This is a genomic window from Prevotella sp. BV3P1 (assembly GCF_000479005.1).
Lineage (GTDB): Bacteria > Bacteroidota > Bacteroidia > Bacteroidales > Bacteroidaceae > Prevotella.
Genome location: NZ_AWXC01000051.1, coordinates 1 through 23882 on the forward strand (window position 1 = coordinate 1; position 23882 = coordinate 23882).

At 46.2% G+C, this 23882-nt stretch carries 16 protein-coding genes and 1 tRNA gene; 6 read left to right on the top strand and 11 right to left on the bottom strand.

Translation table 11 applies throughout. The features are described from left to right. Positions 1-90 precede the first annotated feature (90 nt). The 8 genes from HMPREF1254_RS09115 to HMPREF1254_RS09150 form a co-directional block, all read right to left on the bottom strand. A tRNA-Arg gene (locus HMPREF1254_RS09115) sits at positions 91-164 on the bottom strand. Between the two features lie 246 nt (positions 165-410). Next, on the bottom strand, positions 411-2465 hold the full coding sequence (gene htpG, locus HMPREF1254_RS09120; RefSeq protein ID WP_023058453.1) for a molecular chaperone HtpG: 2055 nt from the start codon (positions 2463-2465) through the stop codon (positions 411-413). Between the two features lie 228 nt (positions 2466-2693). Further along, positions 2694-3998 carry a dihydrolipoyl dehydrogenase gene (gene lpdA, locus HMPREF1254_RS09125; RefSeq protein WP_023058505.1) on the bottom strand — a complete coding sequence of 435 codons (1305 nt, stop codon included), beginning with the start codon at positions 3996-3998 and terminating at the stop codon, positions 2694-2696. Next, positions 3985-5427, bottom strand: a complete 1443-nt coding sequence (gene gcvPB, locus HMPREF1254_RS09130) for an aminomethyl-transferring glycine dehydrogenase subunit GcvPB (protein WP_023058428.1) — start codon at positions 5425-5427, stop codon at positions 3985-3987. Before gcvPB ends, lpdA begins: the two co-directional genes overlap by 14 nt. Next, the gene (gcvPA, locus tag HMPREF1254_RS09135) at positions 5424-6740 is read right to left on the bottom strand and encodes an aminomethyl-transferring glycine dehydrogenase subunit GcvPA (RefSeq protein ID WP_023058417.1); all 1317 of its coding nucleotides are present in this window, start codon (positions 6738-6740) and stop codon (positions 5424-5426) included. The genes gcvPB and gcvPA overlap by 4 nt, the downstream gene beginning before the upstream one ends. A 5-nt stretch (positions 6741-6745) precedes the next feature. Then, entirely contained in the window at positions 6746-7126 is a 381-nt protein-coding gene (gcvH, locus tag HMPREF1254_RS09140) for a glycine cleavage system protein GcvH (RefSeq protein ID WP_023058395.1), read from the bottom strand. A 165-nt stretch (positions 7127-7291) separates the two neighbouring features. Further along, positions 7292-8386 (bottom strand): glycine cleavage system aminomethyltransferase GcvT, encoded by a 1095-nt coding sequence (gcvT, locus tag HMPREF1254_RS09145; RefSeq protein ID WP_023058427.1) that lies wholly within the window; start codon positions 8384-8386, stop codon positions 7292-7294. Between the two features lie 94 nt (positions 8387-8480). Then, positions 8481-9455, bottom strand: a complete 975-nt coding sequence (locus HMPREF1254_RS09150) for a lipoate--protein ligase (protein WP_023058381.1) — start codon at positions 9453-9455, stop codon at positions 8481-8483. Between the two features lie 281 nt (positions 9456-9736). Here HMPREF1254_RS09150 and HMPREF1254_RS09155 point away from each other — a divergent pair, with 281 nt between their 5' ends. Continuing rightward, positions 9737-12622, top strand: a complete 2886-nt coding sequence (locus HMPREF1254_RS09155) for a carboxypeptidase-like regulatory domain-containing protein (RefSeq protein WP_023058461.1) — start codon at positions 9737-9739, stop codon at positions 12620-12622. A gap of 815 nt (positions 12623-13437) precedes the next feature. Here HMPREF1254_RS09155 and thrA read toward each other — a convergent pair. Beyond that, the gene (thrA, locus tag HMPREF1254_RS09160) at positions 13438-15873 is read right to left on the bottom strand and encodes a bifunctional aspartate kinase/homoserine dehydrogenase I (RefSeq protein ID WP_023058471.1); all 2436 of its coding nucleotides are present in this window, start codon (positions 15871-15873) and stop codon (positions 13438-13440) included. A 361-nt stretch (positions 15874-16234) separates the two neighbouring features. Between thrA and HMPREF1254_RS09165 the strand changes: the two genes are divergently transcribed. Beyond that, the gene (locus HMPREF1254_RS09165; protein WP_023058499.1) at positions 16235-17842 is read left to right on the top strand and encodes an NAD(P)/FAD-dependent oxidoreductase; all 1608 of its coding nucleotides are present in this window, start codon (positions 16235-16237) and stop codon (positions 17840-17842) included. Positions 17843-17958: 116 nt separating this feature from the next. Here the strand turns inward: HMPREF1254_RS09165 and HMPREF1254_RS09170 are convergent, their stop codons facing one another. Then, positions 17959-19593, bottom strand: a complete 1635-nt coding sequence (locus HMPREF1254_RS09170) for an RICIN domain-containing protein (RefSeq protein ID WP_023058444.1) — start codon at positions 19591-19593, stop codon at positions 17959-17961. A 464-nt stretch (positions 19594-20057) separates the two neighbouring features. Further along, a complete protein-coding gene (locus tag HMPREF1254_RS09175; protein WP_023058382.1) occupies positions 20058-20450 on the bottom strand; it encodes a DUF1573 domain-containing protein in 393 nt (130 codons plus the stop codon). A 315-nt stretch (positions 20451-20765) separates the two neighbouring features. Here HMPREF1254_RS09175 and HMPREF1254_RS09180 point away from each other — a divergent pair, with 315 nt between their 5' ends. The 4 genes from HMPREF1254_RS09180 (at position 20766) to tsaD (ending at position 23845) form a co-directional block, all read left to right on the top strand. Further along, positions 20766-21269, top strand: a complete 504-nt coding sequence (locus HMPREF1254_RS09180; RefSeq protein ID WP_023058450.1) for a DMP19 family protein — start codon at positions 20766-20768, stop codon at positions 21267-21269. Positions 21270-21271: 2 nt separating this feature from the next. Further along, complete coding sequence (gene smpB / locus HMPREF1254_RS09185) at positions 21272-21751, top strand: SsrA-binding protein SmpB (RefSeq protein WP_023058473.1); 480 nt, start codon at positions 21272-21274, stop codon at positions 21749-21751. Positions 21752-21859: 108 nt separating this feature from the next. Beyond that, positions 21860-22723: a type I methionyl aminopeptidase gene (map, locus tag HMPREF1254_RS09190; protein ID WP_036878895.1), complete on the top strand. Its 864-nt coding sequence runs from the start codon at positions 21860-21862 to the stop codon at positions 22721-22723. A gap of 93 nt (positions 22724-22816) precedes the next feature. Beyond that, positions 22817-23845, top strand: a complete 1029-nt coding sequence (tsaD, locus tag HMPREF1254_RS09195) for a tRNA (adenosine(37)-N6)-threonylcarbamoyltransferase complex transferase subunit TsaD (protein WP_023058426.1) — start codon at positions 22817-22819, stop codon at positions 23843-23845. Positions 23846-23882 lie beyond the last annotated feature (37 nt).

Here is a 23882-nt window from a genome sequence, read left to right on the forward strand (position 1 = left end):
GTTTTTCCTAAAATCAGTTTAATTTCTAAGCACTTTGACTTAAAGTTGGAAAAATGAAAAAAGGATGGCCTGCAAGACCATCCTTCTGTGTGACTCCCGCGGGATTCAAACCCACAACCTTCTGATCCGTAGTCAGATGCTCTATTCAGTTGAGCTAGGGAGCCGTTATGCAATTCTCTTTTTGTGATTGCGAGTGCAAAGTTAAAAGGTTTTTATGTAACCGCCAAATCTTTTTCTGATTTTTTTAGAACTTTCGTGAAAATAGGTGCAAAATGTCAGCTGATGGGGCGGATGGTGATTGGCTTCACTTTTTATCGGCTTGCTTGTACAAATAAAAATGCCACCCATAGAGGGTGGCGTCTTATTTAGTTTGAGCTTAAAAATATTGCATCTTTCGTATTGATGACCGTCTATTTAATCAAATCAACACTTCGTTTGAGGAAGGCATCGAGTGATGCTCCCTTGAGCATGCCATTCTGTAACAGGGCAAGGTCGATGAGCTGATGCACCACTTGGTTGTCCTTGGCAGCCTTGGCGATGACAGCCGTCTTCTTCTCTTTCTGCTCCTTGAGGGCTTTTTCAGTGTTCTGCAAGTCGTCTTTCTCTTCTTGCGTTACCTCTTCCGGCTTCTTCTTGTCTTGGCTCTGGTGCAGTGCGGCCAAGCGAGCTTCCTGACCTTTTATCTCACTGAGTATAGGTTTCAGCTCTGCTTCGGTCGCCTTGTTGCTCTTAGCAAGAACGTCCTGGATGAGTCGATGGTCGCTGTTCAGCACCAAGGTGTACATGTCGGGCATGCTACCATAGAAAGCCATGCCAGCCTGGAACTTGCTCATGTCCTTCATACGGCGCATGTACTCGCTCTGTGTGATGACCAACGGAGATGCTGTTTCACCCAAAGGCTGCACTTCTATGTTGAACTCAACCTGGGCCATCTTTGGCATTTGCGACTTGAATACTTGTGACAGATTGTCGCTTTCCTCGCTCGACAGTTTGTTTTGTTTGGCATCCTCCTTCACTATCAGACGGTCGATAATGTCGCCATCCACACGTGTGAATCGGCATTTCTCAAACTTTTGTTCATACATGGATACGGTAGCCACATCCAGTTGTCCGTCGAACAGCAATACATTATACCCCTTAGCCTTGGCAGACTCGATGAATGAGTACTGCTCATCCTTGTCGGTGGCATAAAGATAGATCAGTTGTCCGTCCTTATCCGTTTGCTCATCCTTAATCAAGGTCTTGTACTCATCGTATGTGAAGAACTTCCCATCAACATCTTTGAACAATGCGAAGTCTTTCGCACGCTCATAGAAATCTTCTTGTGTGAGCATTCCGTAGTTGATGAAGATTTTGAGGTCATTCCATTTTTCCTCATAGTCTTTGCGGTTTTCCTTGAAGATAGCCTGCAAGCGGTCGGCCACTTTCTTGGTGATGTAGGTGGAAATCTTTTTCACGTTCGCATCACTTTGCAGGTAGCTTCGGCTCACGTTCAGCGGGATGTCCGGCGAGTCGATGACGCCATGGAGCAGCGTGAGAAATTGCGGAACGATGCCTTCTACCTGATCGGTGACATATACCTGATTGCTGTAGAGTTGTATTTTGTTCGGCTGCAACTCGATGTTCGACTTTACTCGTGGGAAGTAGAGAATGCCGGTGAGGTTGAACGGGTAGTCAACGTTGAGGTGTATCCAGAACAACGGCTCGTCCTGCATGGGGTAGAGCTCTTGGTAAAATTTCTTATAATCTTCATCTTTCAGCGTAGACGGTTTCTTTGTCCAAAGCGGTTCGGTGTCGTTGATGAGATTGTCTTCCTCTGTTTCCACCTGTTTTCCATCTTCCCATTTGGTCTTTTTGCCAAAGGCGATGGGTACGGGAAGGAACTTACAGTACTTGTTCAGCAAGCTTTCGATGCGTGACTTCTCAAGAAACTCCTTGCAGTCGTCATCAATGTAGAGCACGATGTCGCTGCCTCGGTCGGCCTTCTCAACGTTCTCAATGGTAAAATCCGGACTTCCGTCGCAGCTCCACTTCACGGCTTGCTCGCCTTCGCGATAGCTTTTCGTGATGATTTCCACTTTCTTGCTGACCATGAACGCAGAGTAGAAGCCCAGTCCGAAGTGTCCAATGATGGCATTGGCGTTCTCTTTGTACTTCTCCATGAAGTCGTTCACGCCCGAGAAGGCAATCTGGTTGATGTATTTGTCTATCTCCTCAGCGTTCATGCCAATGCCTCGGTCGCTGATAGTCAGCGTTCCTTGCTCTTTGTCGAGCTTGACACGAACGGTCAGGTCGCCCTCTTCGCCCTTGAAGTCGCCTTGTTTGGCCAGCGTCTTGAGCTTCTGTGTGGCGTCTACGGCATTGCTGACGAGTTCGCGTAAGAATATTTCGTGATCTGAATACAGAAATTTTTTAATGACGGGGAAAATGTTTTCTGTTGTAACCCCAATGTTTCCTTTTTGCATATAATGATATGTTAATAATTTTTCCAACAACATTAATGCAAATAATGTGCCAAAGTATAGTTAAAAATAAAGGAGTAAGACAAATTGAAGTATTTGGACCTTGCGCTTTGGTTGAATATCAACCCTAGCTCAAGCTCCATGGTGCACGGAATGCACGCAATAACTCCAATTTTGTCTTACTCCTCCTATTGTTGAAGTGATGAGCCCTTTAAGACAGCCGCATCCTTCCTATCCGATGGCCATGTCCTGTAAAATCTCACCCAAAGTGGGGTGGGTGTGGATGATGTCCTTCAGTCGGTCAATCGTGATGTCTATGTTCATCAGTGCCGAAATCTCTTGCACCAATTCAGCGGCATGGGCACCGTAGATGTGACAACCAATGATTTTGTTCTGTTCGTCAACAATCAGTTTCGCCATACCTTCTGGTTCTTCCATCGACAGGGCGCGGCCATTGGCACGGTAGTAGCCTTTTCGAACCGTATAATTTAGTTCTTCGGCCTTACATGCGTCTTCGGTCTTGCCCACTGAAGCAGCCTCCGGATGGGTGAACACGGCAGCAGGCATGATGTCGAAACGAATGTTGTCGCTCTTGCCAAGGATGTGGTTCACGGCTCTGAAGCTTTGGAAAGTTGCAGCATGGGCAAGCATCTGGCGGCCGTTTGTGTCGCCGATGGCATAAATACCGTTGATGGAAGTTTCCATGTTATCATCGACCAAAATGCCTTTTTTGTCGTAGGAAATGCCCATGGCGTCCAGATTTAGTGAATCCATGTTGGCCGCACGACCTGTTGCAATGAGGATGGTATCGGCCTCTACGGTCTGTTCTTTGCCTTTCCGTTCAAAGGTCACTTTACCTTCGTGAATGCACTTCACGCCAGCTTGCAGGTAGAATTCAATGCCTTTCTTCTCCATGCACTTGCGCAAACGCTTGGCAATGTCGCTGTCAATGGTTGGCAAACATTCTTTCATGAACTCCACGACGGTTACCTTACTGCCGAAACTGGCGAATGCAGAAGCAAATTCCATCCCGATAACCCCGGCACCAACGATGCATAGCTTCTCAGGAACATGGTCGATGTTCAACAGTTCTGTCGATGTTACAACATTCGATTCTCCTCCCTGTTGATACACCAATCCCTCGATGGGTGGCATCTTTGCGTGTGATCCAGTGGCGATGATGATGTGCTTTGCCTGGTATTCTTCACCGTTGGCAACCACCGTATGGCTGTCCTTGAAAACGGCTTTTCCCCGCACCAGTGTGATGTTGGGCTGTGAAAGTAGAGTCTGCACGCCCTCTCTCAGCTGTTGAATGGTCTGTTGCTTGCGTTCCATCACCAACTCAAACGCTGGTATGGTCTCTTTCGAAGCATCGTGCGCCAAACATTTTGTCGGTATGCAACCACTGTTGAGGCATGTGCCACCGACCTCCAGTTCTTCAAAAATCAGAACTTGGAGGCCATTCTTGGCGGCATAACCGGCAGCCCGGTAACCTCCGGGACCACTGCCGATGATGATGAGATCAGTTGTTGTCATGGATGAGCTGTTGATAGGTGAGTATCGGATGTTTAGCCGCTTCCACATCATTCACACGCTTGACGGGTGTTTCGTGTGGTGCGCCTTTAACGATATCAGGGTTGGTTTTCGCTTCCTCTGCTATCTTGCGCATCACTTCAATGAAACCGTCAATGGTGTCTTTGCTTTCGCTTTCGGTTGGCTCTATCATCATTGCTTCGTGGAAAAGCAGTGGGAAATAGATGGTGGGAGCGTGGAAACCGTAATCTAACAGGCGTTTGGCAACGTCCATCGTGGTGACTCCCGTACTCTTATCTTTCAATCCATCGAAAACAAACTCGTGTTTGCAAACCTTGTCTATAGGCAGTTCGTACACATCTTTCAAGCTATTCATGATGTAGTTGGCATTCAGCGTCGCGTATGGACCTACCTTCTTCACGTTTTCCTTGCCCAGAGAGAGAATGTAAGTATAGGCTCTCAGGTAGGTTGCAAAATGTCCATGATAAGGATGTATGGTGATGGATGACCCAGTATGGCCTTTCGCCTTGCAGTTGTTGGTGGGTAAAAATTCCACCAATTTCTCGCAAACACCTACTGGCCCCGACCCTGGTCCACCTCCACCATGGGGCGTAGAGAAGGTTTTGTGCAGGTTGATGTGCATCACATCGAAGCCCATGTCGCCTGGTCTACATTCGCCCAAGAGCGGATTGAGGTTGGCTCCGTCGTAATACATCAAACCACCACAATCGTGGATGAGTTTGGTAATCTCGGGGATATGCACCTCGAATAGTCCGAGTGTGTTGGGATTTGTCATCATCATGCCGGCGATATCGTCACCCAAAAGGGTCTTGAGGTGCTCAACATCTACCAGTCCATCGGGTGTACTCTTCACCTCTACCACATTCAATCCGCATACGGCAGCCGAAGCAGGGTTGGTGCCATGAGCAGAGTCGGGTACGATGACCTTGGTTCTCTGATCGTCGTTACGACTCTCATGATAGGCCTTGATGATCATCAATCCGGTCAACTCACCATGTGCACCGGCACAAGGATTCAGGGTGAAGCGTGACAGACCCGTCAGCTCAGATAATGACTGTTGCAGGTTTTCATACACTTCCTCGGCACCTTTCACCGTCTCAGCCGGTTGAAGGGGATGCAGATTAGCGAAGGCAGGGTGTGCGGCAATCTCCTCGTTGATGGGTGGATTGTATTTCATCGTACACGATCCCAAAGGATAAAAACCATTGTCAACGCCGAAATTGTTTCCACTGTGATTGGTGTAATGGCGCACCACGGTCATCTCATCACACTCCGGAAGCTCGGCATCGGTTGTCCTTTTCAGTTCGGCGGGTATTTCATGGTGGCCAAACTGATTCTTAGGCAGACTGTACCCACGTCGTCCCGGATGCGATAACTCAAATATCAGATTGCTATATAGTTTATGATTCATGATACAAGTTCTATTAGTTTGTCTATTTCATCCTTGGTTCTCTTCTCGGTAACAGCCAGCATGAGCAGGTCGTCGCCAACCTGCACGCCTCCGAAGATGCCGTTGTCTATCAGTCGTTGTTGCAGTTGTTTGATGTCACCATCATACCGTACGCAGAATTCATTGAAGAAAGGCTTGTCGAAAGCCAATGAGAAATGGCCTGTCTTCACCAGTTGTTCGCACAGATAGTGAGCGCCGTCGTACGACAGTTGGGCTACTTCTTTCAGGCCTTCCTTGCCCATCAGTGACAGGTAAATGGTTACCCAAAGTGCCATGAGCGACTGATTAGAACAGATGTTCGATGTGGCTTTCTCTCTTCTGATGTGTTGTTCGCGGGCCTGAAGGGTCAAAACAAACACGCGTTTGCCATCCTCATCGACGGTCTTGCCGACGATTCGTCCTGGCATCTTGCGCATCATTTTCGTGGTACAGCACATGTATCCCACATAGGGGCCACCCCAACTCATCGGGATGCCCAATGATTGACCTTCGCCAACGGCGATGTCAGCACCCAATTCAGCAGGCGTCTTCAACAAAGCGAGGTCTGCCGGATTGCTGTTCATGATGAACAATGCTTTCTGCTCATGACACAGGTCGGCCACGCCAGTGTAATCTTCTACGATGCCATAGTAGTTGGGATACTGAACCACCACGCCTGCCACGCCGCCTTCTGACAGCTTCTGTTGCAGTTGTTGTTGGTCGGTGATACCCTCTTTCTGCGGAATTAGGTCAATTTCTATGTTCTGATAGTGAGCATAAGTCTTGACAACGGCCAGGATTTTGGGATCCACCGTCTCTGAAATTAACACTCTGTTGGCTTTCTTGTTATTGGCCTTAGCCATCAAGACAGCCTCGGCTGTGGCTGTAGCACCATCGTACATGGAAGCATTAGACACTTCCATACCGGTGAGTTCGGTCATCATACTTTGAAACTCAAAGATGTAATGCAGAGTGCCTTGTGAAATCTCGGCTTGATAAGGTGTGTAACTGGTCAGAAATTCAGAACGTTCTACCAGATAAGGGATTGCCGAAGGGAAGTACTTATCGTAAACGCCGGCGCCGGCAAAGCAGGTCAGTTGCTTGTTCTTGGCCCCAAGCTCATTGAAGAACTGACGAATCTCAAGTTCGCTCTTTGCTTCCGGCAGCTTGTATTCTCCCTTGAACCGCACTTCTTCCGGAATCTCTTGATAAAGATCATCGAGCGACTTGACGCCAATCTTCTCCAACATCTGAGCTACATCCTCTTCCGTATGTGGAAAAAACTTGTAAGTCATCGTATTTATTTGTTACAGAATTCTTCGTATTTCTTGGCATCCATCAGGTTGTCCAGCTCGCTGGTATCCGACAGTTCTACCTTGATAATCCATGCACCGAAAGAATCTTGGTTAATCATCTCTGGTGTGTCTTCCAAAGCCTCATTCACCTCAACTACCTTTCCACTCACGGGAGTGCTGAGGTCACTGGCGGCCTTGACGCTCTCAACAGCACCGAAATCATCGCCTGCTTCTATCTCGTCATCAACTTCGGGTAGGTCTACATAAACAATGTTACCCAATGCCTGTTGTGCATAATCGGTAATGCCGATGCTGGCGATGTTGCCTTCTACTTTTACAAACTCATGTGACTCACTGTAATAGAGTCCTTCAATCACTTTTGCCATAATATGTTATATTAATTAATGTTATACTTGATAGTTGCTTAACTGTGTTCTCCGTTCATTCCCTCATCGTTGAAAAAAGCTATTTGGGAAACGGTGACAGGCTTCCATACTCTTCGGACTTGTCCTGTTGATGGAAAACACCGTTGGGAGAAATCCACAGCCATGTTAGTCTTTCTTATAATGTTTGTCGTAGAATCTCTTCTTTACGACCACACACTTAAATGTCTTTTTGCGAATCTGGATTTCCAGTTCAGTACCTAATTTCGCATCTTCCTTGTTCACCAGAGCGAAGGCCACACTCTTATCCACGCTGATGGCATGGTAGCCAGTGGTTATCACTCCGACCTGCTTTCCATCCCTTAGAACGGCATAGCCATGACGAGGGATGGCTTTGTCTTGCAGCTCCAGACCGATTACTCTTTGCTTGACGCCTTCTTCTTTCTGCTTCATAATGGCCTCTTTTCCGATGAATTCTTCTTTATCCAGTTTGCAGAACATGCTCAAACCAGCCATAACAGGCGAAATCTCAGCAGAAAGTTCGTTGCCGTAAAGCGGCAATCCCACTTCGAAGCGCAGGGTGTCGCGACAGCCAAGACCACAGGGAACGCACCGCTTGCTTGCCATCAAGGCATCCCATGTATTAATAATGTACGCGTGAGAGCCGTAGATTTCAAATCCGTCCTCGCCCGTGTAGCCCGTACGACTGATGATGACATTCTCGCCATCAACGTCTACTGTCTTCGCTGTATAAAACTGCAGATCCTTGCAATCCAGGTGCAACACCTCTTTCATCACGGCTTCAGCCTCGGGTCCTTGCACGGCCAGCTGTCCATAATAGTCAGAGCAGTGGTCAATGGTTACATCAAAACCCTCGGCGTTTTCGCGCATCCAGGCCACATCCTTATCGATGTTGGCAGCGTTGAAGACGGGGAAAAACTCGTTTTCACCCATCTTGTAAACCAACAGGTCGTCCACCGTTCCACCGTCGGGGTAGAGCATCATGCCGTAAAATACCTGATTGATGGGCGCACCTGCCACATCGTTGGTGAAGATGTGGTTGACGTATCGTTCGGCATCTGCGCCTGTTATGTAAGCCTCGCCCATGTGTGATACGTCAAAAACGCCACAGTGTTGGCGTACCGCCTGATGTTCTTCGATGATGGACGAGTACAGAATGGGCATCTCAAATCCTGCAAAGGGTTGCATCTGCGCACCCAATGCCACGTGTTTGTCATACAAACAAGTTTTTTTATTTTCCATGTTTTTGATGTTTAAGTGTAGATTTTTCGTATTTTGTTTTCATTTTTAAGCAGCTTGTTATTGGTGTCAAGTCAGGAGGGTTGCAAGGCGGTTTTCATTCAGCCAATATCAAATCAACCAACTGTTGCTTCTTCAGGTTTCTGATGATGTCGTCTAAACGGTCGGGCAGGGCGTTCGCAATAGCTTGCGCGTTGTATGGAACATGGCGCAGCTTCTTAAGAATGTCGTTGTCCAGATCGCCCGTCAGGAAGTAGTCGCCCATGATGTTGGCCTCTTTGATGACATTGTTTTTCAGTTCAAGTCGCACCTCCAATTCGCCAACGTCTTCAATCCGTTTTTTGTGAACGATGGAGTAACGGGGATTGTTGCCGTATGTAAAATCGTCCGACAGGTAGTCTTGCTCAATCTCTTCGATACCCTTCACGTCTTCGGCTGTCAGGGTGATTGCCGACGAACACAGATGTTGGCGTGCAAAGCGTTTTACCTCTTCGAGTGAAAGCGTGGTGTGATCTTTGAGCAGAGCGATGTGCTGGCGGATGCTCTGCACCCCTTTGCTGATGAGTTTTTCTTGGCTGGGCGTTATGCTGGCCACCATGTTTTGTATATTGGTGTCGTAGAGCATAGTGCCATGAACGATGCTTCGCCCCGGTATATGGTAGAATGCGTTGCCAGACACCTTTTTATCGCCAATGAGAATGTCGTTTCGTCCACCTGAGTGGGCATCAACCCCCATGGTCTGAAGCATGTCTACCACGCGTTTGATGTATTGGCAGAATACCATGTTCACCTGGTCGTCGTACGTAATGCAGGAGAACAGAATGCAGCCCTCGTCAACGTAGATGCAGCCACCTCCGCTTTTTCGTCTGATGAGATGGATGCCTTTTTCCAGGCAATACTCGGTGTTTACTTCATTATCGATAAGTTGGTTACGTCCGAACATCACCGTTGGCGGCACTTGCCACATGAAGAAACAATCTTCCGTACTGTCGACATGTCGTGCAATATATTCTTCCATCGCCAGGTAGAAGCTGGTGAGTCTATTAGATTCTGATACTTCGACGTAGACCATTTGAGTGTTTAGGTTTAAAGTTATCTGCATGCAAATATAATGAATTCTTGCAGATTAATTCAAGAAAATTAGATAAAAGTTTTTTTATCTTACTAACCAATAAGTGCAAAATTAATTGTAAACCTAGAGCATTTCATTTATTCAAATTAAACCTTTGGTAATTTCAAAACAATATGTATCTTTGCAAAATAATGTTTTTTTTTAATATTTAAGCTGTGAAAATGAGAAATTTATACTTGCTAGCTGCTGTTCTTCTTTCTTTTTTAAAGGTACAGACAGCCATGGCAGAGACCGTCTCTCCTTATGTAATTGACTTCAGTGTGGCGATTAATACTGACCAACACGATTTCAAGGTTGGAACTGGATGGGGACACATCGTCGATTCTTATGACGATGGTTACACACGATACACCTGGCAGGCAGATGGTGGGGTTGATAATTCAGCATGTTTGGAGATAGGCAGCCAGAAGATGATCAATTTTGATGATAATTCAGAGCATATTCTGCAGGACATGTTGGTCACTCCCGCCGTATCGGGTAAGGTTAGTCTATATGCTAAAATTACAAGAACCTGGAGTGATGACGCTGGTGTCAAGTTCTATTACGTTACTGAGAAAGATGGAGTGCTGAAGGCAGGTGATGAGATTAAACCAACGGTCTATCAGCTTAATGGCAGCGAATATCAGCTTGTAGAGCTGCCATCATTGCCCAAAGGAACCCGCATCGGGATTCGTGGGTGGTATGTCAAAATTGATCATTTCCGAGCTGAAAGCGCCGAAGTGGATATGGTGAGTGCACTGAAAGTGGTATCGGCAAAGTGGGCAGGCAGCGAGTATACTGATTATGATGCGGATGGAAACTTAGAACTGGCCTATCAGGTAGTTGTCCAAAATGTGGGTGACCGTACGCTGAAGCTTGGTTCCGAAGGCTATTCGCTGTCCTTGACTCGCCAAGTCATGAACACTGTCTATTCCACAGTGAATATAGCCCAGACCCTACAGCCAGGTGAAACGTCAAGCCCAATATCTGTGAAAACGGTGATCAACAAGCGCCAAATCCAAGCCACAAAGCTGTTCTTGAATATACAAGAGAATATCACCAAGACCAGTGTTCCACTCCCAGAGATTGCGCCAAACGACTATGCGCCACGGTTTTCGCTCACTGGCGCTTATGGCAGGACACCTTTACGTACAGGATACCGCATAGATTATGGCATGTCGCGCGAACAGGTTGATGTTAGTTTTTTCTTGAGAAACGATGGTGCGGTGACGCAGAAGCTGACAGAAATTACGGCCACGACTGGGTTCGCTTCTTCATTGCGGGGGCCGATAGAGATTGCCCCACACGACAGTGTGAAACTCACGGTGTCGCTGATGCCCGATCAAAAAGGCGAGAAATACGGGCATCTGACTGTTAGGGGAGAGAATGGTGTGGATATTGTTCTCAATCTCAATGGCTATTCGGTTCCTGAGAGTCAGTGGTTTGTTGATTTTGAGAGTGATTCAAAGCCAGTAGGTTTCCAAGTGGAACAGGGATGGTATGTTAGTAATTACCCAACATTGGTCTACCGCATCAACAATCAGTCCAGCATGGAGGTCAATAAACAAGAGCCTGTCAAACTCATCAGCCCGCTTGTAGAGGTCAAGGATGGCGAGAGCTTGACGTTTGAGTTGGCTAAGCAAAACAGTGCTTCTTTCATGAACATTTACTATTCGGCCGACCGAAAGACATGGCGGCAGGTTGCCCGATTTACCCACGATCAGATGAGCGACTCTGTCCTGTCAAAGAGCTTTCTGTATAACAACTATGCGTTCACCCGCTTTACGGTTGACAACATACCCGCTGGTCGCTGGTATATTGCGTTCGAGTCGGGTGCCACACACTTGGACAATATCCTGGGCTACCATCTCATTGGATCGGAACACGATGTTTATATAAACCACGTCAACATTCCGTCAACTGGAACAGTTAATACGAGCATGGAGGTCAACGCCATATTGACGAACATCATGAAAGTCAAGGAGCTGGCAAATGACTATCAATTTGGATTCTATCTTGACGATCGTTTGGTGCTTTCTGCTGAGCCTGCCGACCTTGAAGCACTTTGGGAACGTTCTGTTTCTGGCAAATTTACGCCTCATCAGGCTGGCACCTATAAGGCCTATTGGAAATTTACCAGAGGCGACGTGGTTGTCGTGTCAGACACCGTTTCGGTGACGATAGCCCCGGAAAGTACATATCAAGTCAATAAGACCGGCGAACGTATCTGGTCGTACGAGCTGGCGCCAGCCAGATTTTACGACTATTATAGCGAAAGTGAGTGTATCTATTTGGCAGATGAGTTGGGATTGGCACCAGGCGCTGAGATTAAACAACTTATCTATAGGGGATACAATCCCAGTACTGAACTCAATGCCAACCTTTCCGTCTGGGTGCAGAATACAGAGGCTGACCAGATAAGCGAGCCTTATGCGTTTACTTCGACACAAGAGATGACACAAGTGTACGATGGAATGATACCCGTTCGCAAGGTTGGAACGATGGCTATGCAGGATGACGTACTGGTAATTACTTTGGCAAAGCCATTTGTCTATACGGGAGGAAACCTAAGGGTTCGCGTGGGACATCGTGCCATAGAAGAAGCAGCGCGTGTTTACTTTGACGTTCAAAATGCTGATGGACGCTGTATCGCACGCAGCGGTACGGTGGATCTTGATAAAGTAGACATTCACGCCTACAAGTTGCCAATCCTCAGGGTAGGAGCTGAGGCTAAGACCGTAACCGTCAGTGGACGCGTCACTGACAAGGAAGGAAATGCCGTTTCTGGTGCCACCGTCATGTTGAAGAGTGGCGACGTGGAGTATTCCGCTTTAACTGATGCCCAAGGACATTATCAACTGGTGGTCATCAAGAGCCAGTTGAATTATCAAGCTCTCTTCATGTCGGAAGGCCGTGAAACAGAAACTTCTGATGTGATGCTGACAGGCGATGCCATAGAATTGAATCATATCTTCGGAGATACTACCGGTGTAAACAATGTAAAAGCCAGCGATGCACAGGTTGTAGGATATTACAGTATTGACGGAAGGAAATTGAATGCGCCCATGCCAGGCATCACCATTGTAAGATATGCTGATGGCACTTCCCGGAAAATCATCATCCGATGACAGGGGCTATCACATAATTTAGAATGATTGAATGCTCGGTACGACGTGTAGAGGGTTATACCTAAAAAGTAAAAATAGACTGTTTTAGTGGGTGAGATACTTTGATACACCCGGTAAAACAGTCTATATTCTAATGTTTTTGTCCGATAAAGGATTTATTTCATTTTAAGGATTACGGCCAAAAGAATTATTTCGTTTCACAACCGATAAGTCTGATTGAATATTTGACTATTGACCGAATTTTCTTGACAAAGGTCGCTTCAATGCTTGGCATATTTACAAACAACTTTGCACTTGCTCTCAAATACGCCAAACATGAACAATTATCGCAAGTAAAAGATAATCAATATATTGTGGTTTTCTGTAAAAGTTTTGCTCTATCTTTCAATGTTCTTTGAAGCCAAAAGCTATGCTATAAGCGTGTAATATGTATGCCTTTGGCGAGGTATTACATGGTAATTGCTGCGTAAAAGTATGGTTCTTGTGGAAAAAATGAAGCGTTTTTGCCTACAAAATCGTTTTATCATCAAAAATCATTGCTTGTTTGCTCCTTCCTTGCCTATTAATTTTTTCCAGAATTGAAGTTATGAAGGGCCATTTTAGAGGCCTTTATTGATGAAAATAACAGACAAATGTAGCGGAAATATTTCAGCGCAATCGTAGGGATGTGCGATTTGTGTGTCCCTACGACTGCGCTGGTATGAAAAAGGCGTAGGCTTGTCATTCACGATTCGCCATTCACCTTTCAGCATGAGTGTGCGGTGAGGGTCGTGGCTCTCGCGACAGCTTGCGCAAGCCTGCCGCTATGGCTCAACCTAAATGTTGGCGATGGACATGATGTTGGCGAACACGCCTGCGGCTGTCACATCGGCTCCGGCTCCATAGCCTTGTATCTGCATGGGGTAGTCTTTGTAACGCTCGGTAGTGAGCAGTACGATGTTGTTACTGCCCTCAAGGTTGTAGAACGGATGCTGCCGGTCAACGGTCTGCAGAGCCACTTGCATGTGTCCATGCTCCATGGATGCCACGAAGCGCCATCTCTGGCCTTGTTCTTCCAGACGCTTTCGGCGGGCATCGAAGTCGGCATCCAAGAGAGGTAAGCGTTTCCAGAAGTCGTCCAGACTGCCTTCAAAATAGTCGGCTGGCACAAAAAGATGCTTCTCCACGTCTTTCTGTTCCGCCTTGTAGCCAGCCTCTCGCGTCAGGATCACCAGTTTTCGGATGACGTCCTTGCCGCTCAAGTCGATGCGCGGGTCGGGCTCGCTGTAGCCTTCAACCTGTGCGCGGCGCACGGTTTCAGAGAACGAAACGTCGGCGGAGAGTTCGTTGAAGATAAAATTGAGCGTTCCACTCAGCACGGCTTCAATCTTCAAGATTTTGTCTCCCGAGTTGCGCAGGTCGTTGATGGTGCCGATGATGGGCAATCCGGCACCGACGTTGGTTTCGTATCTGAACTTTACGCCCCGCATCACGGCCGTTTGTTTCAGTGTCAAGTATTCGTTGTAGGGTGAGGATGCGGCTATTTTGTTGGCTGCCACCACGCTGATGTTATGCTCGAGAAAGGTTTGATAGAGTGCGGCAATCTCTTCACTGGCGGTGCAATCGACGAACACGGAGTTGAAAATGTTCATGTTGAGGATATGGTCGCACAGGGCAGAGGGCGAGCTGAGGTCAGATTCTTTCAGCGATTCCCTGTAATTGTTCAGGTCAATGCCGTCGCGATTGTAAATGGCATGTTTTGACGAAGCGATGCCTACGACGTTGAGTTTGAGCTGCGAATGGCGTTTCAGCTCTTCGTATTGAGTCCGAATCTGTTCGATGAGCTTGCCGCCCACGGTACCTATTCCGCAGACAAACAGGTTCAGTACCTTGTATTCTGACAGGAAAAACGAGTCGTGCAGCACGTTCAGCGCCTTGCGAAGGTACGCCGCCTCGATGACCACCGATATGTTGGTTTCGCTGGATCCCTGTGCGAAGGCAATCACACTGATGCCCGATCGGCCGAGCGTTTCAAAGAGTTTGGCAGCTATTCCCGGCAGGTGTCTCATGTTTTCGCCTACGATGGCGATGGTAGCCAAGCCTTTCTGTGCTTTCATGGAGAACATGGCACCTGTCTGAATTTCCTTGGAAAACTCTTCGTTGAGTACCTTGACAGCTTCTTCGGCATCCTTTTCCTGTATGCCAATGCTGGTTGAATTTTCGGAAGAAGCCTGACTGACAAGGAACACGGAGATGCCCTTGTCGGCCAGGGCCGTGAAGATGCGCCGGTTTACACCAATCACGCCCACCATGGAGAGCCCGCTCACATTGATGAGCGCCGTGCCCTTGATGCTGGATATACCCTTGATGGGCTTGCCGTCGTTGGCTGTTTGGGCTTTGATGATGGTGCCGTCACCGTCTGGGTTGAAGGTGTTTTTCACCTTGATGGGGATATTCTTGACGCACACGGGGTAGATGGTTGGTGGATAAACCACTTTTGCTCCGAAGTTACACAGCTCCATAGCCTCGATGTAGCTCAACTCGTTGATGGTGTAAGCGGTCTTGATGACCTTCGGATCGGCCGTCATGAATCCGTCGACATCAGTCCATATCTCCAGTATCTCCGCATTCAGAGCTGCTGCGATGATGGATGCCGTGTAGTCTGACCCACCTCGTCCGAGGTTGGTGATTTCGTTGGTATTCTTGTCTTGACTGATGAAACCCGGCACGAGGGAGATGCGGGGGAGAGTGGCAAACGTGTGTTTAACCAGTTTGTAGGTGAGTTGGCTGTCCAGTGTGTGCTTGTCATGCTTGCGCTCGGTCTTGATAAATTCGCGGGCATCGTACCATTTTGCGCCTTTGATGAACGTGGCGACGATTTTCGAACTCAATCGTTCGCCATAGCTCACGATGGCATCTTGCGTCTTTCGACTTAAATCATGAATGAGATAAACGCCGAAATAGATGGATCGTAGTTGTTCAAACAGGGCGTCAACGGTATTGAACAACTCTTCTCTCCGCGCATTGTCGGTGATGATGGTGTCGATGAGTTTGTGGTGCCTGTCTACCATCTCGTCGAACTGTTGTTTCCATTTGTCATCACCTTGCAAGGCCTGTTGGGCGGTTGCAAGCAACTGGTCGGTGATGCCTCCTAAGGCACTAACCACCACAACCACCGGTTGCTGCTTGGCAGTTTGTTCTACGATTCTCTTCAAAGAGCGGATGCTCTTGACGGAACCCACGGATGTTCCGCCGAATTTTAATACTTTCATTTTACTGTTTTTTAATGTTTTATGCCACCCGACAAAAGTGGTTTTGATGATTAGTTAATTTCGCTTCTCAGCATGACGAACAGAAACGTGGGCGTTATCCAGCCTACAACGATGGTGAACGCCTTGTGTTTCATGCCTCATTATGCTGCGAAGTCAATGTGATGTTTGCAAATATACGAAAAAACTTTGAATGGCTTATTATGCAACGTTGATTTCCCTTTGATGGTCATGAAGATTCAAAAGAGTTGGTTTTTAATCTAAAAAATGCTTGGGTAGCTGGAAAAAAAATACTTATTTTGCAAAGAGATAAGGTGTTTTGTGACATCCTTTTTTGTCGAAAATATATAAAATTTCTTCATTCATGATCAAAGAATTTCAAATCAGATTGCTTCCTCAGCATGCTCATTCCGAGCAATCCATCATTGAATATCTGGCCAAGGAAAAGGGAATGGATGCCCGAACGGTGAAGCATGTGCGGGTGTTGAAACGATCTGTTGACGCTCGGCAGCGAACGGTGTATGTGAATCTTAGTTTGAGAGTGTACATCAATGAGCTGCCGCAGGATGAGGAATTCGTTAGGACGGTCTATCCGGATGTGTCCCAAAAGCCGCGCGTCATCGTGGTGGGAGCTGGCCCTGCGGGACTTTTTGCCGCACTTCGTTTGATTGAAGAGGGTTTCAAACCCGTGGTTATCGAGCGGGGGAAGAATGTCAGGGAGCGCAAGAAAGACCTCGCCATGATTACCAAGACGCAGAAGGTGGACGCTGAAAGCAACTATTGTTTTGGTGAAGGTGGCGCCGGTGCGTATTCGGATGGCAAACTGTATACCCGCTCGAAGAAGCGTGGGTCGGTTGAGAAAATTCTCAATGTGTTTTGCCAACATGGTGCTTCAACCTCAATCTTGGCCGACGCGCATCCGCATATCGGTACGGACAAGTTGCCGAAGGTCATTGAAAACATGCGCAATACCATCATCAACAGTGGGGGAGAGGTGCATTTTGAAACCAAGATGACGGCTTTCTTGCTGTCTGCTGAGGGGGATGAGGTACTGGGTGTTGAAGCCGTCCGGTTGCCTTCGGGTCAGGAAGTTACGTTCAGAGGACCGGTCATCCTGGCCACCGGACACAGCGCGCGTGACGTATACCGATATTTGAGTGGTGCCAAAATAGAAATCGAACCGAAAGGATTGGCGGTTGGAGTGCGCTTGGAACATCCTTCGGCGTTGATTGATCAGATACAATATCATGACAAGCGGGGACGGGGAAAGTATCTTCCTGCGGCCGAATATTCATTTGTCAGTCAGGTGGAGGGACGTGGCGTTTACTCGTTCTGCATGTGTCCGGGTGGCTTTGTCATCCCCTCAGCCACGGGTCCGAGACAGATAGTGGTGAACGGAATGAGCCCCAGTAACCGCGGAACGAAGTGGTCGAATGCGGGCATGGTGGTGGAATTGCATCCTGAAGACGTTCGTCAGGCAGGCATGCTGATGCCCAATGACGGTGAAAAGCTGAATGATGATTTGGTGATGATGCAGTTGCAGGAACAATTGGAATATACCTGTTGGTTGCAGGGAAATAGGCAACAAACAGCTCCGGCGCAGCGAATGGCTGACTTTGTGAATGGCAAATTGTCATACGACTTGCCGGCATCCAGTTATGCTCCCGGCTTAATGAGCAGTCCACTTCACTTTTGGATGCCGCCATTCATCGTCCATCGTTTGCAAGAAGGCTTCAAGAAGTTCGGGCAGACGAGCCGTGGTTTCCTGACCAATGAGGCCGTAGTGATAGCCGTTGAGACGCGAACTTCGTCGCCCGTGCGTATTCTTCGCGACCGCGAAACATTGCAACATGTCCGCGTGCGTGGCCTTTTTCCTTGTGGAGAGGGTGCCGGCTATGCGGGTGGCATCGTCTCTGCCGGCATCGATGGTGAGCGATGTGCCGAGCGATGCGCTGCGTTTCTTGCCAAATGACAAACGTGATGATGGATTTTGTGGGGATAAAATAAGCAACGGACGTGTCCATTTGGTGACACGTCCGTTTACTGTATGGATAATCAAGTGTTTGATATCTAGTTTCAGCGCATGGTTTATCTCTTGATAAACTTCTTACCATTTTGTATCACAACACCCTTATAAGTCTTGTCAACACGTTGGCCAGCCAAGTTGTACATTGGTGCGTTATCCTCAAGCGGTTGAGCGTTCATAGTGTTGATGCCTGTCGTGTTGTCTATTTGCACAGGGTCAATCTGTGGCGCTCCCTTGAAAATGTTGTTGAATAAGGCGATGATTTGGTGTTGTTTGCCATCGTTTGCTTTGTCCTCATAGAGGTTTTTACGAGAGCTCTTGTTGTTAGTGTGCAGCTGAATTTTATCTCCTGTTTCTGTTATTGCATAGAAGTTTGTATAATTTCCTGATACTTCAGAAACTATTTTCACGTCTTTAATCGAAACAAGGTGAGCAATGTGTTTTGATTCTGCCAGCTCAGTAACTTCAACAGTAATGGGGTCAAGTGTTTGGTCAGAAGCGGGAGTGATGGTTAATTTATCTGCATTGGTCATTCCTTCAATGTCTTTTGCTTCGTAAACTCCATAGAATGGACTGTTCATCAGCGCAATTTCACCGCTAATCGTTGAATTGAGTGATAGTGACAGGTTGGTATTAAAAAGCATGATGGCTTGGTTGCCCTCTCGTAGATAAATGTTTTTGCCATCTACATATACCACTTTTGCATCAGTAAGCTTAAGATTAGCTTGCGTGTTGTTTTTCAGTTGAATAAACTCTGTTAGGCTTTTTGTTTCTAATGGATTTGGGGTTGGGGGAGTTGGTTCGGTGCTTTTATCCTCTACATAAAGCATGGGCATGATACCTTGCTCATCCTTATAGCTTCCGTAAGAATTGTATTGTGTTGAGAATTGGATGTACTTATTGAAAGTAGTATTGATTATTTTGAAAGTTCCATCCATATTTTCCGTAATCGTCCATATCTGGCCTTCTATTGGTTTTGCACCTATTTGGAAACTGTTGTGTTTTTCATCTTGGTAGAGGTATCTGCCATCTGAGGCTTTAATCGTGTAACCAGCACCGGAGGCCTCTATGGTAAAAGCGTTTTCTCTATTTTCTGTGACAGCATGATTATCTTCAGTTACATCATTGACTTTTAGGTATCCGTATGCGAATGATGCCGGTAACGGCTTTGCAGCCTTCAGTGTTCCATCAACGTTAGCAATGATTAAATAATTTTTACCACTTTCAATTTTTGTCGCTTTTTTGTAAACGGCATTCCCTGATGTAGATGGAATATCTGCAGATTCTCCTTCAAAATAAACCGTGATGGATGTGGCACGTACTTGACCGGTTTGAGCTTTTAGCGAAATGTTCTTGGTGTTACCTTTCCAAATGCCCATTTTTCCTTCAAAGGAATACTCTCCATCTGTGGTCGTAAAGTTTCCAGACCCATAATTAGTTTTTCCAGCTTTAGTACAGTTAAACACGACAGTGCTAATGTTCCGATTGGCTGAAATCTGTATAGTATCTCCTTTGTGAATTCTATACTCTTTTCCGTTGTTTAGTTCACCTTTGCAAACAGAAACTACAACTCCATCTTTAGTAATGGACTTCTTTTGCATTTTGTTAGCTTTTGCATCAAAGATGACTTTGGCAAACGTTAGACTGCTTACTAACGTGAGCAACATGAATACTGAAATGCGTAGAATTTTGTTCATACTCAATAAGTTTTAAAAGTTAGTTTATAAGTTATCTAATAGGAGCAAAATTACAAAATATACTTGACATTGATGTTTTTCTATATATTAATTTTTTGTGACAACACGTCTTAATAGTTGAAATGACAGCTGCTTTCAGTTTATTGTTGACTGATTGTTAAATATTACACTTTTTAGGGATAAAATTTGTTATTGTCAATCTTAAACGTTATATTTGTCACAGTTTTTAGATTTCATGATTTATGAAATCGTCCCTCGAGGTTGGTAGCATCCTGCACCAACCTCTTTTTTGTTTCTGTGCCGCATCAATTTGCCAAATAGGATAGTTCCGGATGTTGACTACTCGCGGGAGCATGGAATTCATTTGTTATACAGAGCAATCATTGTGATACAAAAAAGAGGGGGTATCATTGTTTTGATACTCCCTCCTCTATGTGTATGTATACTATAAAAGTAGTCTTTGCTTATTTCTTAGCCTCTTCCATGACACCCTCAATGTACAGACGAGTCATCTCGGGATCACCATTGGTACGCACCGTGATGGTCTTTTTGAAGTGTCCAGGGAATCTACCTTTGCCGTTGTACGTTACTTTTATCTCACCTTTCTTTCCAGGTAGGATAGGTGTCTTGGTGTAAGCTGGCACGGTACAGCCACAGCTTGCCACGGCCTGATTGACGATTAGAGGAGCGTCACCCACGTTGGTGAAAGTAAAAACGCACTTCTGCTCAGGCGTGCTTTCATTGAATTTGCCAAAGTCGTGAGTGATTTTGTCAAACTTGATTTGTGCTTTTTGTTGTGCGTTTACTATGGTAAAACAAGCAAACAGCATCATGGAAAACATGATCAGTTTTTTCATTTTTCTAGTCCTTTCTTTTTAATTCAGTTGTGGCAAAGGTATAAATAAATTAATGAGATTCCAATGAATATTAAGAAATATTATACTATCAATGCTCTCTGGGTGCTATTTTATATTATAATGTGGAATGAAATATGTTTCGTAAATAATTTTAACTTATGCGAATACTGGTACATGGTCACCGGTGAAACGAGAAGAACTTCCACGGCCAAAAATCAAAAATGAACTGGTTGAAGTGGTAATGTGTGTACAAACAGTTCAAAAATAGTTAATAATGTGAAGATAATCAAGACGAATTGCATATCTTTGCAGTGTATGATTGAAATAAAACTTGAAGAAAACGTTCTGCAAAAAGCAGCTGAAGAAGGGATGGATGTATTTCTTCAGGCGATTGTGGATACGATTTATGATGCGATAGGCGGAGAACTGACGGCCGATTCGATGCAACAACTAAACTCGGATCAAATTACGCTGTTGGCTTATCACATCCTGCATCAGGAAGTGATGGACGGCGGATTCGTACAGCTCATTCATAACGGCTATGGCCCTTTTATCTTTAGAAATCCTTTTGACAAGGCACTGAAAAGCTGGGACATCCACGATTTGTCTAAGATGATAGGGAAATGTCATAAACTCTACCGTAAATATGCTGCCGAATTGGAACAAGATTGTTCTGACGATGAGTTTATGGCGTTGTTTGAGAAATATCCAGCCTTTGACGATTTTGACGATGAATTCGTTGAAAATGAAGAGCGTTGGACAGAAAATATTGCACGTTATGTGGATGAACACATCGGGCAATTTGTAAAGATTGTGTAAGAATGAATAAAGAAGAACTCGCACTAAGAAAAAAGAGTCCCATACAGATTAGGAACAAAAAAGCGTCATTTGAGTATTTTTTCATTGATACTTATACTGCCGGCATCGTGCTGACGGGTACGGAAATCAAGTCTATTCGCCTGGGTAAGGCATCTTTGGTTGATGCCTTCTGCTACATTTATCATGGCGAGATATGGATTAAAGGGATGAGCATCAGTCCGTATTTCTATGGCTCTTACTCCAACCCAGAAGCCAAGCGTGACCGCAAGCTGTTGCTGACGAAACGTGAAATCAGAAAGCTGGAAGCCGACATCAAGGTAGCAGGGCATACCATCGTTCCCACCTTGGTGTTTATCGACGCGCATGGAAGAGCCAAGGTGGACATCGCTTTGGCTAAGGGAAAGAAGGAATACGACAAACGGCAGACGCTGAAGGAAAAAGAAGACCGGCGAGAAATGGATAGGGCCGTCAAAAACTTTTAGATATTGTTTAGTTTGATGTTATCTACACAAATCTAAAAAGGTTGAATAAATTTTGTGGTGTCTGTAATTTGGTGTACTTTTGTAGAGTTGGTAAATTTAAGTATGCAGATGAACTTTAAGAAGAAGAAAAGATGGCATGCCTTGTCAGGGCAGCCCTTAACGGAGCTTGACAAACAAGTGATGTATTGGGAAAGCAAGGGAAAACTGGTTCCCACCCGCGAAATGGTCAAGACTCCGGAACAGATAGAAGGTATCAGAAAGTCAGGCGTGGTGAATACGGGTGTGCTGGACGAAGTGGCCAAACAGATTCACGAGGGCATGAACACGCAGGAGATTGATGATATCTGCATGAAATATTGCGAAGACCACCATGCCGTTCCGGCTTGCCTCAACTATGAAGGCTTCCCTAAGAGCGTATGTACCAGTATCAATGAGGTGGTGTGTCATGGCATCCCTAAAAAAGAGGATGTGCTGAAAAACGGCGACATCATCAATGTTGACATGACGACCATCGTGGACGGCTATTACGCGGATGCCTCGCGCATGTTCATCATCGGCAAGACAACTCCAGAGAAAGAACAGCTGGTGCGGGTTGCGAAAGAATGCCTGGAGATTGGTGCGGAAGCAGCCAAGCCCTATAGCTTTGTGGGCGATATAGGTCACGCCATCCAGAAACATGCCGAAAAATACCATTATGGGGTTGTGAGAGACTTATGTGGACACGGCGTTGGAATAAAATTTCATGAGGAACCTGATGTCATGCACTTCGGTCACAAAGGCACCGGCATGTTGCTGGTACCGGGTATGGTGTTTACCATAGAACCGATGATTAACATGGGTACCTGGAAAGTTTTCATTGATGCAGAAGATCCATACGGCTGGGAAATTGTCACCGGTGACGAGCTGCCCAGTGCACAGTGGGAGCATACTTTTGTGATGACCGAACACGGCGTTGAGATTTTGACACACTAAATAGCTTTGATGGCGCAGTTAAATAGCTTTGATGGTGCAGTAATGACGAGAAGAAGCCGCTGACTGCACCCCGTTGAAGGAAAGAAAGAAATCATGAAGGAAGACATATATATATTAGGTATAGAGAGCAGTTGCGATGACACGTCAGCAGCTGTTCTGCGCAATGATGTGTTGTTGAGCAATGTAACGGCTTCGCAAGCCGTACATGAAGCCTATGGTGGGGTAGTGCCGGAACTGGCGTCACGCGCTCATCAACAAAACGTTGTGCCCGTGGTGGATCAGGCGTTGAAGCGCGCAGGCATCACCAAAGAACAATTAAGTGCGGTAGCCTTTACGCGTGGGCCAGGTCTGATGGGGTCTCTGCTCGTAGGGGTGAGCTTTGCCAAAGGTTTCGCTCGCTCGCTGGGAATCCCATTGATAGATGTCAATCATCTGCAAGGTCATGTCATGGCGCACTTCATCAAAGAGGACGATGACAACCATCAACTGCCTCCGTTGCCATTCCTTTGCTTGTTGGTGTCGGGTGGTAATTCGCAAATTGTGAAGGTTAACGCTTACAACGACATGCAGGTGTTGGGACAGACCATCGACGATGCCGCCGGTGAGGCGATAGACAAATGCTCGAAGGTGATGGGACTTGGTTATCCAGGGGGACCCATCATCGATAAATTGGCACGGCAGGGAAATCCTCATGCTTACAAATTTGCAGAGCCACACGTCGCTGGTATGGATTATAGTTTTTCGGGATTGAAGACCTCATTCTTGTATAACTTACGCAAATGGGTGGCTGAAGAACCTGATTTCATAGAGAACCATAAAAATGACATCGCAGCAAGTCTTGAGTTTACCATTGTGGATATCCTCATGAACAAACTGAGAATGGCCGTGAAAGAAACAGGCATCAACCATGTTGCCGTTGCCGGTGGAGTGTCGGCCAATAATGGTTTGCGCAACTCTTTCCGTGAACATGCTGAGAAATATGGATGGACTATCTATATCCCTAAATTCAGTTATACCACAGACAACGCAGCCATGATTGGCATTACAGGTTATTATAAATATCTTGACAAAGATTTTTGCAGCATCGATAAGCCGGCTTTCAGTAAAGTAACGTTTAAATAAGTAGGCTGACCCATCATGCGAAGATCTGACTAATGGG

What these genes read in the sequence shown, in the direction of transcription:
- lpdA (WP_023058505.1), bottom strand. Translation starts at nt 3,998, where the DNA reads ATGACAACAACTGATCTCATCATCATCGGCAGTGGTCCCGGAGGTTAC.
- gcvPB (WP_023058428.1), bottom strand. Translation starts at nt 5,427, where the DNA reads ATGAATCATAAACTATATAGCAATCTGATATTTGAGTTATCGCATCCG.
- smpB (WP_023058473.1), top strand. Translation starts at nt 21,272, where the DNA reads ATGAATAAAGAAGAACTCGCACTAAGAAAAAAGAGTCCCATACAGATT.
- HMPREF1254_RS09170 (WP_023058444.1), bottom strand. Translation starts at nt 19,593, where the DNA reads ATGAACAAAATTCTACGCATTTCAGTATTCATGTTGCTCACGTTAGTA.
- HMPREF1254_RS09175 (WP_023058382.1), bottom strand. Translation starts at nt 20,450, where the DNA reads ATGAAAAAACTGATCATGTTTTCCATGATGCTGTTTGCTTGTTTTACC.
- HMPREF1254_RS09165 (WP_023058499.1), top strand. Translation starts at nt 16,235, where the DNA reads ATGATCAAAGAATTTCAAATCAGATTGCTTCCTCAGCATGCTCATTCC.
- gcvPA (WP_023058417.1), bottom strand. Translation starts at nt 6,740, where the DNA reads ATGACTTACAAGTTTTTTCCACATACGGAAGAGGATGTAGCTCAGATG.
- thrA (WP_023058471.1), bottom strand. Translation starts at nt 15,873, where the DNA reads ATGAAAGTATTAAAATTCGGCGGAACATCCGTGGGTTCCGTCAAGAGC.
- gcvH (WP_023058395.1), bottom strand. Translation starts at nt 7,126, where the DNA reads ATGGCAAAAGTGATTGAAGGACTCTATTACAGTGAGTCACATGAGTTT.
- HMPREF1254_RS09180 (WP_023058450.1), top strand. Translation starts at nt 20,766, where the DNA reads ATGATTGAAATAAAACTTGAAGAAAACGTTCTGCAAAAAGCAGCTGAA.
- HMPREF1254_RS09155 (WP_023058461.1), top strand. Translation starts at nt 9,737, where the DNA reads ATGGCAGAGACCGTCTCTCCTTATGTAATTGACTTCAGTGTGGCGATT.
- gcvT (WP_023058427.1), bottom strand. Translation starts at nt 8,386, where the DNA reads ATGGAAAATAAAAAAACTTGTTTGTATGACAAACACGTGGCATTGGGT.
- HMPREF1254_RS09150 (WP_023058381.1), bottom strand. Translation starts at nt 9,455, where the DNA reads ATGGTCTACGTCGAAGTATCAGAATCTAATAGACTCACCAGCTTCTAC.
- map (WP_036878895.1), top strand. Translation starts at nt 21,860, where the DNA reads ATGAACTTTAAGAAGAAGAAAAGATGGCATGCCTTGTCAGGGCAGCCC.
- htpG (WP_023058453.1), bottom strand. Translation starts at nt 2,465, where the DNA reads ATGCAAAAAGGAAACATTGGGGTTACAACAGAAAACATTTTCCCCGTC.
- tsaD (WP_023058426.1), top strand. Translation starts at nt 22,817, where the DNA reads ATGAAGGAAGACATATATATATTAGGTATAGAGAGCAGTTGCGATGAC.